General features: G+C 46.4%; 14 protein-coding genes and 3 tRNA genes. 10 read left to right on the forward strand and 7 right to left on the reverse strand.

The annotated features are described in order from the left end of the window. Positions 1–471 precede the first annotated feature (471 nt). A complete protein-coding gene (gene pssA, locus BM607_RS14150; RefSeq protein ID WP_071940221.1) occupies positions 472–1,323 on the reverse strand; it encodes a CDP-diacylglycerol--serine O-phosphatidyltransferase in 852 nt (283 codons plus the stop codon). Between the two features lie 94 nt (positions 1,324–1,417). On the opposite strand from pssA, the gene BM607_RS14155 reads away from it, so the two are divergent. Further along, the gene (locus BM607_RS14155; protein ID WP_071940220.1) at positions 1,418–1,885 is read left to right on the forward strand and encodes a DUF4124 domain-containing protein; all 468 of its coding nucleotides are present in this window, start codon (positions 1,418–1,420) and stop codon (positions 1,883–1,885) included. A gap of 271 nt (positions 1,886–2,156) precedes the next feature. On the opposite strand, the gene clpB is transcribed toward BM607_RS14155, so the two are convergent. The 3 genes from clpB to rluD form a co-directional block, all read right to left on the reverse strand. Further along, positions 2,157–4,730: an ATP-dependent chaperone ClpB gene (gene clpB, locus BM607_RS14160; protein WP_006080593.1), complete on the reverse strand. Its 2,574-nt coding sequence runs from the start codon at positions 4,728–4,730 to the stop codon at positions 2,157–2,159. Positions 4,731–4,928: 198 nt separating this feature from the next. Next, complete coding sequence (gene pgeF, locus BM607_RS14165) at positions 4,929–5,663, reverse strand: peptidoglycan editing factor PgeF (RefSeq protein WP_071940219.1); 735 nt, start codon at positions 5,661–5,663, stop codon at positions 4,929–4,931. Further along, positions 5,664–6,638, reverse strand: coding sequence for a 23S rRNA pseudouridine(1911/1915/1917) synthase RluD (gene rluD / locus BM607_RS14170; RefSeq protein ID WP_006080591.1), 975 nt, complete (start codon positions 6,636–6,638; stop codon positions 5,664–5,666). It lies immediately after the preceding gene. Positions 6,639–6,760: 122 nt separating this feature from the next. Here rluD and BM607_RS14175 point away from each other — a divergent pair, with 122 nt between their 5' ends. The 6 genes from BM607_RS14175 to hmpA all read left to right on the forward strand — a co-directional run bounded on the left by BM607_RS14175 (position 6,761) and on the right by hmpA (position 11,388). Further along, the gene (locus BM607_RS14175; protein ID WP_006085778.1) at positions 6,761–7,522 is read left to right on the forward strand and encodes an outer membrane protein assembly factor BamD; all 762 of its coding nucleotides are present in this window, start codon (positions 6,761–6,763) and stop codon (positions 7,520–7,522) included. Between the two features lie 229 nt (positions 7,523–7,751). After that, positions 7,752–7,827: transfer RNA gene (locus BM607_RS14180), tRNA-Phe, on the forward strand. A 54-nt stretch (positions 7,828–7,881) separates the two neighbouring features. After that, positions 7,882–7,968 (forward strand) — tRNA-Leu (locus BM607_RS14185). Positions 7,969–8,054: 86 nt separating this feature from the next. Beyond that, positions 8,055–8,141 (forward strand) — tRNA-Leu (locus tag BM607_RS14190). A gap of 166 nt (positions 8,142–8,307) precedes the next feature. Continuing rightward, positions 8,308–9,933 carry a methyl-accepting chemotaxis protein gene (locus tag BM607_RS14195; protein WP_071940218.1) on the forward strand — a complete coding sequence of 542 codons (1,626 nt, stop codon included), beginning with the start codon at positions 8,308–8,310 and terminating at the stop codon, positions 9,931–9,933. A gap of 261 nt (positions 9,934–10,194) precedes the next feature. Further along, positions 10,195–11,388, forward strand: coding sequence for an NO-inducible flavohemoprotein (gene hmpA, locus BM607_RS14200; protein ID WP_071940217.1), 1,194 nt, complete (start codon positions 10,195–10,197; stop codon positions 11,386–11,388). Between the two features lie 139 nt (positions 11,389–11,527). Here the strand turns inward: hmpA and BM607_RS14205 are convergent, their stop codons facing one another. Beyond that, positions 11,528–12,235: a 16S rRNA pseudouridine(516) synthase gene (locus BM607_RS14205; RefSeq protein WP_071940216.1), complete on the reverse strand. Its 708-nt coding sequence runs from the start codon at positions 12,233–12,235 to the stop codon at positions 11,528–11,530. 161 nt (positions 12,236–12,396) lie between these two features. Here BM607_RS14205 and BM607_RS14210 point away from each other — a divergent pair, with 161 nt between their 5' ends. Then, positions 12,397–13,323 (forward strand): hypothetical protein, encoded by a 927-nt coding sequence (locus BM607_RS14210; RefSeq protein WP_012088501.1) that lies wholly within the window; start codon positions 12,397–12,399, stop codon positions 13,321–13,323. Positions 13,324–13,428: 105 nt separating this feature from the next. Here the strand turns inward: BM607_RS14210 and BM607_RS14215 are convergent, their stop codons facing one another. Next, positions 13,429–14,052, reverse strand: coding sequence for a metalloregulator ArsR/SmtB family transcription factor (locus BM607_RS14215; RefSeq protein ID WP_071940215.1), 624 nt, complete (start codon positions 14,050–14,052; stop codon positions 13,429–13,431). A gap of 147 nt (positions 14,053–14,199) precedes the next feature. On the opposite strand from BM607_RS14215, the gene BM607_RS14220 reads away from it, so the two are divergent. Both BM607_RS14220 and BM607_RS14225 read left to right on the forward strand, forming a co-directional pair. After that, entirely contained in the window at positions 14,200–14,814 is a 615-nt protein-coding gene (locus BM607_RS14220) for an NAD(P)H-dependent oxidoreductase (RefSeq protein WP_071940214.1), read from the forward strand. Positions 14,815–14,870: 56 nt separating this feature from the next. After that, complete coding sequence (locus tag BM607_RS14225; protein ID WP_006080581.1) at positions 14,871–15,287, forward strand: VOC family protein; 417 nt, start codon at positions 14,871–14,873, stop codon at positions 15,285–15,287. A 106-nt stretch (positions 15,288–15,393) separates the two neighbouring features. Here the strand turns inward: BM607_RS14225 and BM607_RS14230 are convergent, their stop codons facing one another. After that, positions 15,394–15,732, reverse strand: coding sequence for a DUF1971 domain-containing protein (locus tag BM607_RS14230; protein ID WP_071940213.1), 339 nt, complete (start codon positions 15,730–15,732; stop codon positions 15,394–15,396). Between the last annotated feature and the right edge of the window lie 65 nt (positions 15,733–15,797).

Genomic DNA, 15,797 nt, shown 5'->3' on the forward strand with positions numbered 1-15,797 from the left:
ACACTGAGCGTCGAACGCTTCCAGGTGGCTAGGGCTGCGTATTCTACGCATTTCCCGTTTCGCGTCAAGGAGTTTTTGCAAACTTTCTCAACACTCATCAATTAGTAAACTCATTGATGAACTGTCACACCAGGCTGCTTAACGCTGTCTGCCGTGTCAGTGGATGCGCATTATAGGCAGCAGAGGATTTTGTGCAAGGGCTTTTTTAACAATCTGCGCCAAGCGAATGAATAACCACCAAACTGCAGAAATATACTGCAATATTGAGCAATATCGCTGTTTGGGTTGATAAGTCTGGCAGAATAAATCACCTATTGCAGAGGTTTTAATAGATTGAATGGGCATAAACAGAAGTTGATAGCTATTTTTCGCTATATCTATCAGCAAACCTCTAAAAGCGTTATGCCCAGTGTGATGTCTTACTCTTGTTTGTACCTAGCTAAAGATAAACAATGATCAAATGCACGAGCCCTAAGGTTTATGCTCTTCTTGTTTCTCTTTCTCGAGATCTGTAACGACTTGAGTTTGTGCAGCGGCTTGGACTGAGGAGTTCGTTTCGACACTCGCCGCGACATCATCTCCTACTACGTGAGCGACTTTGAGCTTTCTCAAGGTTCGAATCGTAATGATCGGGCCTGAAATCGCATATAAGTAGAAGCCGACACATAAAATCAATGCAGGTTGCACCGACACCACCACAAACACACCGACGACCAGTAAGATCACGATAAAGTTGACCTTGCCGCGCCAATCAATTTCTTTGAAGGAGTGATAGCGGAAATTGCTGACCATCAGTAAACCGGTTGCTGCCGTAACAAGGGCCGCAATCCAACTGATATTTCTTCCATCGAGACTGTATTGGTTACCAAGCCAAATACTGCCAGCAATAACAGCGGCGGCAGCCGGGCTGGCGAGACCTTGAAAATAACGCTTATCGGCAACGCCAACTTGCGTATTAAATCGAGCAAGCCTGAGTGCTGCACCTGCGCAATAGATAAATGCAGCCAGCCAACCAATTTTACCTAAGTCCGCTAATGCCCAATTGTAGGCGAGTAGTGCTGGCGCCATTCCGAAGGACACCATATCGGCCATACTGTCGTACTCAGCACCAAAATCACTTTGGGTATTAGTCAGTCTTGCCACTCGTCCATCGAGCCCATCACAAATCATGGCAATAAAAATGGCTATCGCTGCGGCTTCAAAGTTAGCATTCATGGAAGCAATAACGGCATAAAAACCAGAAAACAAACCCGCTGTGGTAAAAAGGTTCGGTAATAAATAGATACCTTTATTCTTTACTGTTTGATTTGAAGAATTTTGCATACACTTATTACGCTAGTTCGGTGAAGAGAAGTTAGCTTTCAAGATAACATATTTTATTATCATGTCGATGAGAGACCAGTTAGGGATGATTTCGATGTTAAAAGTGAACACGTTCAGCACTATGCTATGCCGCTGGTTTTGGCTCGGCCTTTTCATTGGCCCCGTTTCTGCGGGCGTTATCTATACTTGGGTCGACGAAAATGGGGTGACGCATTACAGCCAACAAGCCCCGCAACAAGAAAACATCAAAGCAGAAAAGCTCTACAGTGAAGATTTAGAGCAGGCGAAAGTGGGTTTTATCGCACCGGTAAAGAAAGCGGAAGCCACTTCTGAAGCCAATGAATTAGAAAAGTCAGCGGCGCTGATCAAAGAGAAAAATGCTAAACAGGCTCAATCCATTTGTGAGAGTGCAAAACACAATTTAGATATTCTCACGACGCACACTAAGCTTATCCGCCAAACTTCCGATTCGGGTGAATCTGTCGCTATGACAGAGGAACACCGCCAAGCCTCGATTGCCCAGCAGCAGGAAAGAATCAAACTCTTCTGTGATAAGAAGTAGCCAAATTTACTATGCCACTACATTAATGAACAACGATTAACGCTGATGCAATAAAAAAGGAGCCGAGTTAAAAACTCGGCTCCTTTCGTTTTAGTACTTGAAGCGGGAGCGATACTGACTAAGAAAGCGCTATCTCTTATTGCAAGATAGTTTATTTCAAGCTCGTTCATTCAAGAACGCTTATTTCAGTTCGCCTATTTCAACCTATCCAACTTCAAGCTTGCGATTAACGTATAGCATTCAAACAAAAAACTAAGTGACTAGCTACTGGTTATTGCTCGAACACTAACTCGCCACCCGCACAGCTAACCTTGATCGGTTTACCCGGTAACAAGTCGCCACGCAGTAATTTCTGCGCCAGCGGGTTTTCGACTTCTTGCTGCAATGCCCGTTTCAACGGTCTTGCGCCATACACAGGATCGAAACCAATTTCCGCAATCAATGATAATGCGTCGTCGGTGATCTCCAATGTATAGTCCTTTTCCGCCAAACGTTGGCGTAAGGAAGCAATCTGTATCGAAGCAATACGCTTGATATTGGCAGCATCCAATGGATGGAACACCACAGATTCATCGATACGGTTTAAAAACTCGGGTCTGAAACTGTGAGTAACCACATTCATTACCGCCGCTTTCATCTCTGCATAGGTCACTTGACCAAATCCTTCCTGGATAATGTCGGAGCCTAAGTTCGAGGTCATGATGATCACTGTATTTCTAAAATCTACAGTACGACCTTGACCATCGGTTAAGCGTCCATCATCAAGCACTTGCAGTAAGATGTTAAACACATCGGGATGCGCTTTCTCGACTTCGTCGAGCAATATCACCGAATACGGTTTACGACGAACGGCTTCCGTTAAGTAACCGCCCTCTTCATAACCCACGTATCCAGGAGGCGCACCCACTAAACGCGATACTGAGTGTTTCTCCATAAACTCAGACATATCAATGCGCACTAAGGCTGATTCGGTATCGAATAAAAACCTCGCCAGTGATTTACACAGCTCAGTTTTACCCACACCCGTTGGGCCTAAGAACAGGAACGAGCCTATCGGGCGATTTGGATCCGCCAGACCAGCGCGGCTACGACGAATCGCATTCGCGACCGCATCGACGGCTTCGTTTTGGCCTATCACCCGCTCGTGCAGCGCCACTTCCATTTGCAGTAATTTTTCGCGCTCGCCTTCAAGCATTTTCGATACGGGAATTCCCGTCGCTTTCGACAAGACTTCGGCGATTTCGAACTCAGTGACCTTGTTACGCAATAACGTCATGTCCTGCATTTCGGCTTGCGATGCCAAATCGAGCTGTTTTTCAAGCTCAGGAATACGACCGTATTGCAACTCAGACATCCGAGTTAAATCACCCGCACGACGCGCCACTTCTAAGTCCATTCGAGCCTGTTCGAGATCGGCTTTAATGTGCTGAGTTCCCGCTAATGCGGCTTTTTCAGTACGCCAGATTTCGTTCAACTCTGAAGCTTTAGCTTCAACGTCACGTAATTCCTCTTGCAGATGATCAAGCCTGCGACGACTCGCCTCATCATTTTCTTTGGCTAACGCTTGCTCCTCCAGTTTGAGCTGGATAGCACGACGTTCAAGCCGGTCGAGTGACTCAGGTTTTGAGTCCATCTGCATGCGGATGCTCGATGCCGCTTCGTCGATCAAATCGATCGCTTTATCGGGCAACTTACGGTCCGACACATAACGGTGCGACATAGTCGCCGCCGCCACAATCGCCGGATCGGTAATTTCTACATGGTGATGCAGCTCGTAACGTTCTTTCAGTCCACGCAAAATGGCGATGGTGTCTTCAACACTTGGCTCATCCACCAGCACTTTTTGGAAACGACGTTCAAGCGCCGCATCTTTTTCAATGTACTGACGATACTCATCAAGCGTGGTAGCGCCCACACAGTGCAAATCACCACGCGCTAACGCAGGTTTCAGCATGTTACCCGCATCCATTGCGCCTTCACCTTTACCGGCGCCGACCATAGTATGCAGCTCGTCGATGAAGAGGATCACTTGACCTTCTTCCTGCGCTAACTCATTCAATACCGCTTTTAAACGTTCTTCGAACTCACCGCGATATTTAGCGCCCGCAATCAATGAGCCCATGTCGAGGGATAAGACGCGCTTATTTTTAATCCCCTCGGGGACTTCACCATTAACGATACGCTGGGCAAGTCCTTCAACAATCGCCGTTTTACCCACACCCGGTTCACCGATAAGGACGGGGTTGTTTTTACTGCGACGTTGTAATACTTGGATCGTGCGGCGAATTTCATCGTCACGGCCGATCACAGGATCTAACTTGCCTTGTTCGGCTCGCTCGGTCAGATCGATAGTAAATTTCTTCAACGCTTGGCGTTGATCTTCAGCGTTCGGATCATCCACTTTTTGGCCGCCACGCATTTGTTCAATGGTTTGCTCCATCAACTCTTTGGTCGCGCCGGCTTTTTTCAACGCTTGCGCGAGGGCATCGCCTCCTTCTAACGCAGCTAATACAAATAACTCGCTAGAGATATATTTGTCTTTACGCTTTTGCGCCAATTTATCGCACAGATTTAATAAACGTATTAAACCTTGGGATAATTGCACATCGCCGCCCGTACCTTCGACTTGAGGTAAGCGTTCCAGTTCTTGACTCAAAAGCGAGCGCAGCGCACTCACGCGAATGCCAGCTTGGGTCAATAAGGGATGGATTGAACCTGAATCTTGGTTCAACAATGCCATCATCAAATGCAGCGGTTCAATAAACTGATGATCACGCCCGAGTGCGAGAGACTGGGCATCTGAGATGGCAAGCTGAAATTTATTGGTCATACGATCGAGTCGCATACAGCCTCCTAAAACTCACATAGTAGAGATATGCCAATCCACAAGATATCTTGCCAATTTAGTGGCGTTAAATCAGTACCGCTAATGAAGAGATCTTAATAGGATTGGTATTACATTTCGTTAGTTAAAAGATGGGGGCTATTTAGCCAAATTCAAGCGGATAACGCGGAAATAAATATAAATTGTAGGGGAATTAACTTAAGACTTAAGCCAGATCAACGATGCCATGCGCCCCGTCACCTTATCGCGACGATAAGAGAAGTAATCAGTGTCACTGACAGTGCAGATATCGGCGCTATAAATATGCTTGATGCCGAGTAAACTCAAGCGTAATTTAGCCAAGCCAATAATATCGGCCAGATACTTGTCACCACTGGGAATAAAACACGCAGCCGCCTGTGGATGTAAGCCACAGAATGCGTGCTTCACTTCGACGCCCACTTCAAATTTTTGCGGACCAATGGCCGGGCCGAGGTAGGCAATCAACTCATCCATAGGAGAACTAAACTGCGCCGCGGTGGCCTCAATCACGCCATCACATAAACCGCGCCAACCGGCATGGGCCGCTGCCACTTCGGTTCCCGCTTGATTACACAGCAATACAGGTAAACAATCGGCGGTCATTACAGCGCAAACTTGGCTCGCAGTTCGGCTATAACTGGCATCGGCAATCGGCGTATCCTCAGCCTGAGCTAAGCTTAGCGTGTCTAAATTGAGCACATGGGTACCATGGACTTGCTCAAGCCAGACAGGTTTGGCGGTTAACGCTAATTGTTTGCAGAGTAATTCACGATTAGCCATCACCTGCTGTTCAGCATCACCGACATGCAGTCCAAGATTCAAACTGTCATAGGGATGCACGCTCACACCGCCATGACGATTTGTCATAGCGATGCCAACATTAGCAGGAACAGGCCAATCGTGATCAAACACTTAGAGATACTCGATCGGATGCTCTACCGTGTCTTGACGCAGTGCTTTAGTCAAAATCACCATGTCTTCAGGAATTGGCGCTTGCCAGCTCATGATTTCACAACTCACTGGGTGAGCTAATTCTAGACGAACTGCGTGCAGCGCTTGGCGCTTGAAGTTTTTCAGGATATCGAAAAACTCTGGGCTCGCGGCTTTAGGCGGTTTTGGACGACCACCATACACAGGATCGCCCACTAACACGTGGCCTATGTATTCCATGTGCACACGGATCTGGTGAGTACGGCCAGATTCTAGACGTAATCTCAGACGTGTGTGGTTACGGAATTTTTCCGCGACACGGTAATGCGTCACCGCAGGTTTACCTGAGTGCAGCACGGCCATGTGAGTACGTTTAGTAAGATGGCGACCAATCGGCTCATCCACTGTACCACCACCTGTCATAGTACCCATAACAATCGCTTCGTATTCACGAGTGATTTCACGGGCCTGCAAAGCGGCAACTAAATGCGTTTGCGCTTCAACGGTTTTGGCAACGACCATCAAACCTGTTGTATCTTTGTCCAGACGATGCACAATACCCGCACGTGGCACATGCTCAATATCAGGACAATGGTGCAATAGTGCATTCATCAAAGTGCCATCTGCATTGCCAGCACCTGGGTGAACCACCAATCCAGCTTGCTTGTTGATCACGATAATGTCGTCATCTTCATAGACGATATCCAGATCAATGGCCTGCGCCGCGGCATGGACTTCTTCTTCGAGCGTGGCGTCTATGAGTATCTGTTGCAGCTCATAAACTTTCTCGCGGGGCTTATTAACGACAACGCCGTCAACATGAACTGCATCAGATAGGATCCATTCCTTGATGCGCGTGCGCGAGTAATCTGGGAACAACTCTGCTAGGGCCTGATCTAATCTCAGTCCAGTTTGTGTTGCCGAAATCTCGCTTTTTAGATTAATCTCTTGTGTCATAGGAACCGTATCCCCATTTAGGGGTCAAAAAATGTGTGCTATCTGTTACAATCGGATGTTTTCTATTTTATAGTGAAATGGAAAAATTCTTAACTACAACTTAAAAAGAATTGAATTCAAGTATGTATAAATTTTCCAAAGGCGTTACCTTAGTCCTATTTTCACTAGCGTTATCAGCCTGTAGCAGCAGCCCTGATGATAACGATATTGCCGCCAAAACGTCACCTGATGTGCTTTACACTCAGGCAAGGACATCTATGGAACTTGGCAATTACTCTAAAGCTGTCCGTTCTTTGGAAGCGTTAGACTCACGCTTCCCCTTCGGACCTCACAAAACTCAAGTCCAGTTAGACCTGATTTATGCTTACTACAAAATGGACGATGTCGCTTCGGGGATTGCGAACATAGACAGATTTATCCGTCTTAATCCTACCCACCCTGATATTGACTATGTGTTCTATATGCGCGGTTTAGTGAACATGCAAGCCGACAACTATTTGTTCCACGATATGCTTAATATCGACCGAACCGATCGTGACCCTAAAAATGCTCAAGATGCTTTCAAAGATTTTGATCGTCTTATCAAAACTTACCCTAACAGCAAATATGCCGCCGATGCGCAAAAACGCATGTTAGCGTTGAAGAATCGCTTAGCAAGATATTCAATCCAAGTTGCCGAATATTATCTCAAGATGAATGCATGGAGCGCCGCAGCAATCCGAGCACAATCTGTAATGGAAACATATCCTGGCACCCCTTCAAATGAACGGGCATTAGAGATAATGATAGAAGCTTATGGCGAATTAGGTCAGAGCAAGCTGAAGCAAAACGTGCTCATGGTAATGCAAGCTAACTATCCAAACAATGAAATCTTATCAAACTAGCCGAGAATGCCCCTTTAATAGGGGCATTTTTTTGCTTTGTTACCCAAGTTAACCCATCACTGGATATTGCTAAGTCCCCAGCGTAGATAGTGGTTTGACTATTTTTAGCTCGCCACTTGCAGCGTAAATGACACTTTCGTGTAAATCTTATCCAACCGAGTCACTTTTTACGTTATTTAGTAAAAATCTATTGACTCAAAACCCGAAAAGCCTTTAAATTGCGCCCGTCGCCCGAATAGCTCAGTCGGTAGAGCAGAGGATTGAAAATCCTCGTGTCCCTGGTTCGATTCCGGGTTCGGGCACCATCTTTAAATTGGTTGCTTCAGCGACTAATGTTAGAGAACTGCAATAGGTACAGTGCAGGTGTGGTGGAATTGGTAGACACGCCAGCTTCAGGTGCTGGTGCTCGCAAGGGCGTGGAGGTTCAAGTCCTCTCACCTGTACCAAATTGCAGTTCAACGAATGAAACAAAGCATTAAGATTGTTTCTTCGGTTTTATGATTACTCATTCGATGAAATTTCGGATAGCCATGCAGATGTGGTGGAATTGGTAGACACGCCAGCTTCAGGTGCTGGTGCTCGCAAGGGCGTGGAGGTTCAAGTCCTCTCATCTGTACCAACATTTAAACCTCGCTTAGCGAGGTTTTTTTGTATCTAAAACAAAATAAATCCTCTGTTACTCTCCCCTCTTTCCGCTGATTTGCTATACCTAATGTTACAGACTCATCATAGGGATAGCTCGAGCTCTGCCTAAAGGACTCTTTAGTTCACTGAGGCTATCCCATATGAACGGTCTACAAATAAAACAAAAAATGTTTATCGGTATTTTGGTCCCCCTTGCAATGTTACTGACGATTGGTTTTCTCGCCATTAATATGATGGGCAACATTGAGTCGGGTGTTGAACGCATCTATAACGACAGAGTGGTGCCGCTGGATGACTTAAAAGTGATTGCCGATAAGTATGCGGTCGATGTTATCGATGCGGTCAATAAGGCGAACGCGGGTGGTTTCACCGCCTCGCAAGCGGCTGAAGCGCTAGACAGTGCCAAATCGACTATTACTCAACATTGGCAAAAATACCTATCTACCGAGCTTACCTCAGAAGAATCCCGACTCGTAAAACAAGCCGAAGTGCTGTTCTCCCCCGCGAATCAACAGATTGATACCCTGATCTCGCGCTTAAGAGGATTAAACGGCGATGTTTCAAGCCAACTCTCAGCCAATATCCTGCCGCTGTACCAAGCGATCGATCCTATCAGCAACCAAATATCTGAACTGATTGCACTGCAAATCCGCGTGGCGGGCGAAGAAAAAGATCGTGTAAATACCATTTATCAATCTTCAATCACTATTTTTGTGGCATTAGCCTGTGCCGCCATGATCATCAGTATTGTGATTGGACTCTGGGTCAATCGCAGCGTGATGAATCCCATTAATGACATCCTCGGTAAACTGAAAAGGATCCATCAAGACTCAGATCTCACCGTCAGATTCACCACTTTTAATCACGATGAGCTAGGGCAAATATCCACGAGCCTCACCCAAGTAATTGAACATTTACGGGGCATTCTTCATTCGATTGCCGAGGCGGCAACTACGGTCAACAGTTCGGCAAATGAGTTAAGTAGCTTCACCCAAGCCACCAATAAACGGATGCAACAGCAACAAGCCGAAACGGAGCAGACTGCAACGGCCATGAATGAGATGACGGCCACCGTTGCCGAAGTCGCCCAAAGCGCATCTGCCGCAGCGGATTCAGCCAAAGATGCCGATACCTATGCCGCCAACGGCAATAATATTGTGATGCAATCGATTAGCAGTATGTCGCAGCTTTCTGATCAAATTCAAAAAACGGCGCAGGTCATTGGATTCTTATCTAATGAAAGCCAAAACATCGGCCGCGTACTCGATGTGATTAAGAGTATTGCCGAACAAACCAATTTACTGGCACTCAATGCCGCCATCGAAGCCGCACGGGCTGGAGAGCAAGGTCGCGGCTTTGCAGTCGTGGCCGATGAAGTGCGAACCTTAGCGCAACGCACCCAAAAATCGACTCAAGAAATTGAGGCCATGATTGCTACCCTACAACAAGGGGTTAAAGAAGCCGTCAGCGCCATGGAAATCTTTATCAATCAAGTAGATGATGCCAACGATAAAGCCAATCAGGCGGGTCAAGCGCTGAAAGAAATTGTCACCTCAGTAGACAGCATCACCGAGCTGAATACCCACATTGCGACCGCAGCTGAAGAGCAAAGTAGCGTTGCCGAGAGTATTAATCGCAGCATTATTGCCATCAGCGATATCGCCGAGCATTCCACAGCTTCGGCGGCTGAATTAAGTGAATCTGTGATTAATTTGACTAAGCTCGCCAGCAGCATGCGCAATCAAGTGAGCGCATTTAAGCTCTAATTTAACTCAATCACCCACAAAACGACTGCAACCATTTTTGCTGTTGCAGTCAAACTCCCCTCTATTTACATCATCTGTAACCCATTGAAATAGAATATCCGTTTCATTATTTCTCGATTTAATTTCTCCTTCAATTGAACACTTCAAATGATCTCAGCCTCGTTATCGATAGCACAGATAGCGATAATCTCTATTGATCCAAATCAAATAGATCTTTAAACTCATTAAACATTCATAATATTTACACGTTAAGGATTTTCTATGTTGGACAGCCGTACTATCCAAGTTATCAAGAGCACCATTCCCTTACTCGAATCAGCAGGTCCTGCGCTGACGACCCATTTTTATCAACGTATGTTCAAACATAATCCTGAACTAAAAGATGTATTTAATTTGGCGCACCAACATTCTGGTGGTCAGCCTGTAGCCCTGTTCAATGCCGTCGCAGCCTATGCGAAAAATATCGAAAACTTAGCGGTACTGAGTTCAACGGTTGAGCGCATTGCCCAAAAACATACGGGATTTTTGATCAAACCTGAGCAGTATGCGATCGTCGGCAGCCATTTATTGGCAACGCTTAAAGAATTAGGGGGCGATGCGGTAACAGAAGAAGTGTTAGAAGCTTGGGCACAGGCCTATGGATTTTTAGCCAACATATTTATTCAGCGAGAAGCACAGATTTATCAAGCGCATGCAGAGCAAGATGGTGGCTGGTTGGGTGAGCGTCAGTTTATCATTTGCGCGAAAAATACCGAGTCAGCAGTCATCACCTCCTTCATATTGACGCCCGAAGATGGCAAGCCCGTTAAAGATTTTATCCCCGGTCAGTATTTAAGTTTGAAGCTAACACACCCGAATTTGGCATATGAAGAAATCCGCCAATATTCCTTATCCGATGCGCCAAATGGCACCAGCTACCGCATCAGTGTGAAACGCGAACTCGGCGGACAAGTGTCAAACCTGCTGCATGATGCGATACACGTCGGCGACAAAATCGCGGTGATGCCACCCGCGGGAGACTTTACCCTAGAAGTCGCGGCGGACACACCCGTAGTGCTCATTTCGGCTGGTGTAGGCCAAACACCGATGAAAAGTATGCTCAATCAATTACTCAAGCTGCAGCATCCCAGCACTATCACTTGGCTGCATGCCTGTGAGCAAGGCGCCGTACACGGGTTCAAACAGGCTATCTACGCCAAGCGCCAGCAACATCATAATCTGACGAGTCATGTTTGGTATCGTGAGCCAGCCCCAACCGATAAGTTGGGTGATGATTATGATTTCGAAGGGCAAATGGAGTTAAGTAAAGTCGCCGAACAGTTGCTTCCCCACGCACGTTATTATTTCTGCGGCCCCATTGGATTCATGTCAGCCATCAAGCAACAACTACTCGCTCTGGGTGTCGCGGCTGAAAGCATGCACTATGAAGTGTTCGGCCCTCACGCCGATCTTTAATGGCATGACACGGACTTGAGGGAATTCACGCTCAGGTCCGTTTGAATGCTTAGCTTTTGTGCTTAGCTTTCATTGTTAGCATGGCAAACGATAGCGACAAGCATAATGAATGCTTGATGTACTTTTCTGTTCATCATTTTTAACGGATAGAGGCCACTTCAGCGGCAGTCAGTGCGCGACTTTCACCCGGTGCCAACTTTTCATCAAGCACAATATCGCCTATCGATAATCGATGCAGGCCAACAACCGGATTGCGGAACCGACCAAACATCCGTTTGATTTGATGATACTTACCTTCATGTAAAGTCACTTCAGCTACGTTATCAGCGAGGATAACCAGTTTAGCGGGTTGGGTTGTAATATCTTCAAAGCCAAAATACATCCCTTCGGCAAATGCAGCGATGTATTCTTCGGTTATGGGATTCGCTAAGGTAACCCGATACACTTTGTCGACCTTGTGTGTAGGTGACATCAGCGCATCAGACCAGCGGCTGTCATTGGTTAATAACAACAAACCCGAAGAGTTTAAATCTAATCTGCCAGCAATATGCAACTCATCACGGGCTTCGCAATTAAGCAAATCAATCACTGTTTTATGCTGAGTGTCTTTGGTCGCACTCACTACACCTATCGGTTTGTGAAGCATCACGTAGACGGGCGCATTAGCCTGCAGTATTTGCTCATCTAGTTGGATGTGGGAAAACTCATCCACTTGCCTATCCATATCTTTCACTATCAATCCATCGACGCACACACGGCCCGATAATAGCAGTTCACGCACCGCTTTACGGTGAGTGTGTAACTGGGTACAAAGATAACGATCGAGTCGGCCGCGCTTAGATTGCATAACACCACAAATGACGAAATATGAATGGGATAGCCATTCTAGCAGGATGCAAGTTCAGCTCATAGCAAGCCGAACTTGAGGGGCATCACAAAGGCTATTCTGGGCTAAATTGGATCGAACGAGGTAAAATTTGTTAAGCTAGGCGCTCAATTCATCTTACTGTGAGTGGTTACCGCATCAAAAACTTATCCGCAAGTCCCGCTTTAATACGTTCGAACCTGCTATTTTTAGCCTTGTTTTTAGTGACGCTAGCGAGCTCTTTTTTCGCCCAAGCGAACGATGCAGTTAATCCTCCTGAAGCGGCTCGCCCCTCCGCTATCCATGATAAACCGCTGGTCGAGCGTTATGTCCTCGATGAACTTAAATCCCTCAGACACGATCAACAGGATCTCGAGCGTCGTCTCACCATCGACATCACCGACCGCGAACTCGCCGTAGCCGACAAATCGATGAATTACGCCAATGTCACTGTAACTTACTTCTTCTACATCATCGCGGGTGTCGCCTCGTTAGTCGCCTTTATCGGTTGGCAATCCCTGCGAGAAATCAAAACGCACACAGCCAAACTGGCTGCTAACCAGCTGCAGAGTATTGCCGAACAATACGAAGAAAAGTTCAAAGTACTTGAGCAAGAACTCAAGCGTAAGAGCCGTACTATCACGGACAATAATCGCGAGATTGAGATTATCAATGAAATCCATAACCTCTGGCTACGGGCGCAAAGTGCGCAAACGCCAGAGCAGAAGATTGAAGTCTATGATGAGATCCTCACGATTCGACCTGGGGATTTAGAAGCCCTGACCTACAAGGCCGACGCCGCAATGGAAATGCGTGAATTTAACTGGGCACAAAGCCTGTGTAATCGCGTTCTGGAAGTGGACCCGACTAACGCCCACGCTTTTTATCAAAGAGCTTGTGCCTTTGCGTGCTTAGGGGTTGAAGATAGAGCGATTTCTGATTTAGAGCGCGCCATTCATAACAGCGCATCCTTCAAGGAACTGGCCTTAGATGAGGCGGATTTCTCACAACTTAAAGGACATGCTCGTTTCGAAACTTTATTGGCCTATCACGAACCTGAAAAGCCCTAAGCGACTAAGTTCTAAGCTCCGCACTAACGCTTGATATATGGCGTTGGCGCTCAGTGGCGTTTTACCCCATAGGTAAAGCGCCATAAATGAGCGGCTTAAGTCCCACTAGTGAGGAATAGCCTCAATCTTATATGCACAGCGGCGTGCACCTTCGATGATATGTTCTTCGCGACTCACCACCGCGATATCAGCGAATAACTGCTGGAAAAGTTGTAACTCTGAGCGGCAAAAGTTTAAACACTTAGTCGCTGCGGCGCAGATAGGACAATGATTTTCGAGTAAAAAATACACGCCATCTACCTGTTCCATCGTCGCCATATAACCTTCGTTCGAACGTAATTTCGCAAGGATTGCCAAACGTGTCGGAATATCTGTCGCCCCTTCCATAGCGGCACGATACTGAACTAACGCACTTTGCTCCCTGTGGTCGATAAGCTTATCTAAGCCTTGGTCACCAAAGATCATTTTCAACGAATCAATTAGCTGTACCGTCAATTCCTCATGACGATCGGCAAAATGACTGCGGCTTTGTTCAGTTAATCTCCAGTAACGCGTTGGGCGACCACGACCTTCCACTCTATCTTCGATGTCCACATCGCCTGCGTCTTCCAATGCCTGAAGATGTTGACGCACACCCATCGTCGTTAACGCTAATTCCTCCGCTAAGGTTTTAGCGGTAAGTGGGCCATGTAACTTGAGCAATTGAATAATCTTATCAGTGGTTTTCATCTGAACTCTCCGATGTTAGCCAGCGCATTATCTCCGATCCAGTACCGCTTTAACAGATTAAATAAACTTTTTTATTTACTTTATCCTTTACAAGATTAAATAAAGTAATTACCTTATAAATAATTTATAAACAAATAGGTTTACTTAATGAAGTTACTCATCATCAGCACCAGCCAAAGACCCGACTCCCAAAGTGCTAAAGTCGGTCGCTACATTGCAGAAAGCAGTTTCTCATCTCCCCATGCTATGGGTTACGCCAGCATACATCACTTAGAGTTATGCCAATTTAATCTGCCATTTTGGGATGGAGAGGAAGACAACAAGGGGGAGCACTGGCCCGAAATAGAGCAAAGCGTCGACGAAGCCGATGCGCTGGTACTTATCACCCCTGAATGGGGCGGCATGGCATCGCCACTACTGAAGAACTTTTTATTGATGTGTACTCGCGAAGAAACCGCCCATAAACCGGCACTGCTAATCTCAGTATCGAACGGGATTGGCGGTACCTATCCCATCGTTGAAGTGAAGATGAATGCACTCAAAAACAATAAATTAGTGCCTATTCCCGATCACTTGATCATCCGCAATGTCAGCCATGTACTCAATGCCGTTCCCGAGGGAGCCCGCGATATCGCACTCAGGGAAAGAATGCAGTACAGCTTGTATATGCTACATCAATACGCCCAAGCATTAGCGCCCATTCGTCAACAACATGCCGGACAAGCGTACCCAAAGCAGCAGGAATACTGTTACGGTATGTAAGCGGCTTGAGATTTTAACCACCAGCAACAGACTAAAATCATTACAAGGAACGCATTATGATTCATTTAGAGCATATCAACTTAGTGGTAGACGACATCCCCGCAGCACTGCGCTTTTATCAGGCGGCTTTTCCCCACTGGCGTGTACGCGGTGGCGATAAGGGCACTTGGTACGGCAAACCTCGCAATTGGATTCATTTTGGCGATGATTATCAATACATTGCTTTTAGTGATAATGGTGAGGGAGAAAACCGAGATTTAACTGGCCATCAAATTGGACTGGCGCATTTTGCCTTTGTCACCGACAACTTAGATGCTGTGATAGCAAGATTGACCCAAGCAGGCTTCCCGATTGCCAAAGATGGCATGGAAGATCCCTATCGACGTAATATTTACTTCTTTGACGCCCATGGTTTTGAAGTGGAATTTGTCGAGTATTTAACTGATATTCCAGCGGAGCGAAATCGCTATTAGCGGTATTAGCGTAAGTCGTTATTAAAAAAGTGGCCAACTGCAGCCGCGAACCGTGCGAATTGGACTGAGTGTTAGTTGCTAGATGTTAAGTGCTAGGAGCTAGAGACTATTCACTTCGCTCGGATTGCTGCTGTGCCACTATGACCGAATCCTTATGTGCATAAAAATGGAGTCTGAACTGGGTATCTTCAGTCAGTAGCTCCACTTTGTGCCAATACTCGGGATGAGAAATGGCCGTTTCACCGGCGCGAATGATGATTTCTTTATCTAACTCGCCCCTGCTGCCTGTATAGCCATAGAACTTTAAGCTGCCCGTTAGCACTTGGATCTGCCCATACACGCCAGCCTTAGTATTGTGCATGTGTAACAACATTTTAGGGACGTTGTCACGGCTGAAAACCGGCGTTGATTTGTAATTAACAAAATCTTTAGGGACTAAGGCCATTATGCTTTCGCACTCCTTGAGGGACTCATGGGATCGAATAACGCTGACGACAAGACTAATATAGC

Source organism: Shewanella sp. SACH, from assembly GCF_001887095.2.
GTDB classification, from domain to species: Bacteria; Pseudomonadota; Gammaproteobacteria; order Enterobacterales; family Shewanellaceae; genus Shewanella; species Shewanella baltica.

Bases quoted from the DNA above. Each gene is read 5' to 3' on its own strand.
- pssA (WP_071940221.1), bottom strand. From the start codon at position 1,323: ATGCAAAATTCTTCAAATCAAACAGTAAAGAATAAAGGTATCTATTTA.
- BM607_RS14155 (WP_071940220.1), top strand. From the start codon at position 1,418: ATGTTAAAAGTGAACACGTTCAGCACTATGCTATGCCGCTGGTTTTGG.
- clpB (WP_006080593.1), bottom strand. From the start codon at position 4,730: ATGCGACTCGATCGTATGACCAATAAATTTCAGCTTGCCATCTCAGAT.
- rluD (WP_006080591.1), bottom strand. From the start codon at position 6,638: ATGACACAAGAGATTAATCTAAAAAGCGAGATTTCGGCAACACAAACT.
- BM607_RS14175 (WP_006085778.1), top strand. From the start codon at position 6,761: ATGTATAAATTTTCCAAAGGCGTTACCTTAGTCCTATTTTCACTAGCG.
- BM607_RS14195 (WP_071940218.1), top strand. From the start codon at position 8,308: ATGAACGGTCTACAAATAAAACAAAAAATGTTTATCGGTATTTTGGTC.
- hmpA (WP_071940217.1), top strand. From the start codon at position 10,195: ATGTTGGACAGCCGTACTATCCAAGTTATCAAGAGCACCATTCCCTTA.
- BM607_RS14205 (WP_071940216.1), bottom strand. From the start codon at position 12,235: ATGCAATCTAAGCGCGGCCGACTCGATCGTTATCTTTGTACCCAGTTA.
- BM607_RS14215 (WP_071940215.1), bottom strand. From the start codon at position 14,052: ATGAAAACCACTGATAAGATTATTCAATTGCTCAAGTTACATGGCCCA.
- BM607_RS14220 (WP_071940214.1), top strand. From the start codon at position 14,200: ATGAAGTTACTCATCATCAGCACCAGCCAAAGACCCGACTCCCAAAGT.
- BM607_RS14225 (WP_006080581.1), top strand. From the start codon at position 14,871: ATGATTCATTTAGAGCATATCAACTTAGTGGTAGACGACATCCCCGCA.
- BM607_RS14230 (WP_071940213.1), bottom strand. From the start codon at position 15,732: ATGGCCTTAGTCCCTAAAGATTTTGTTAATTACAAATCAACGCCGGTT.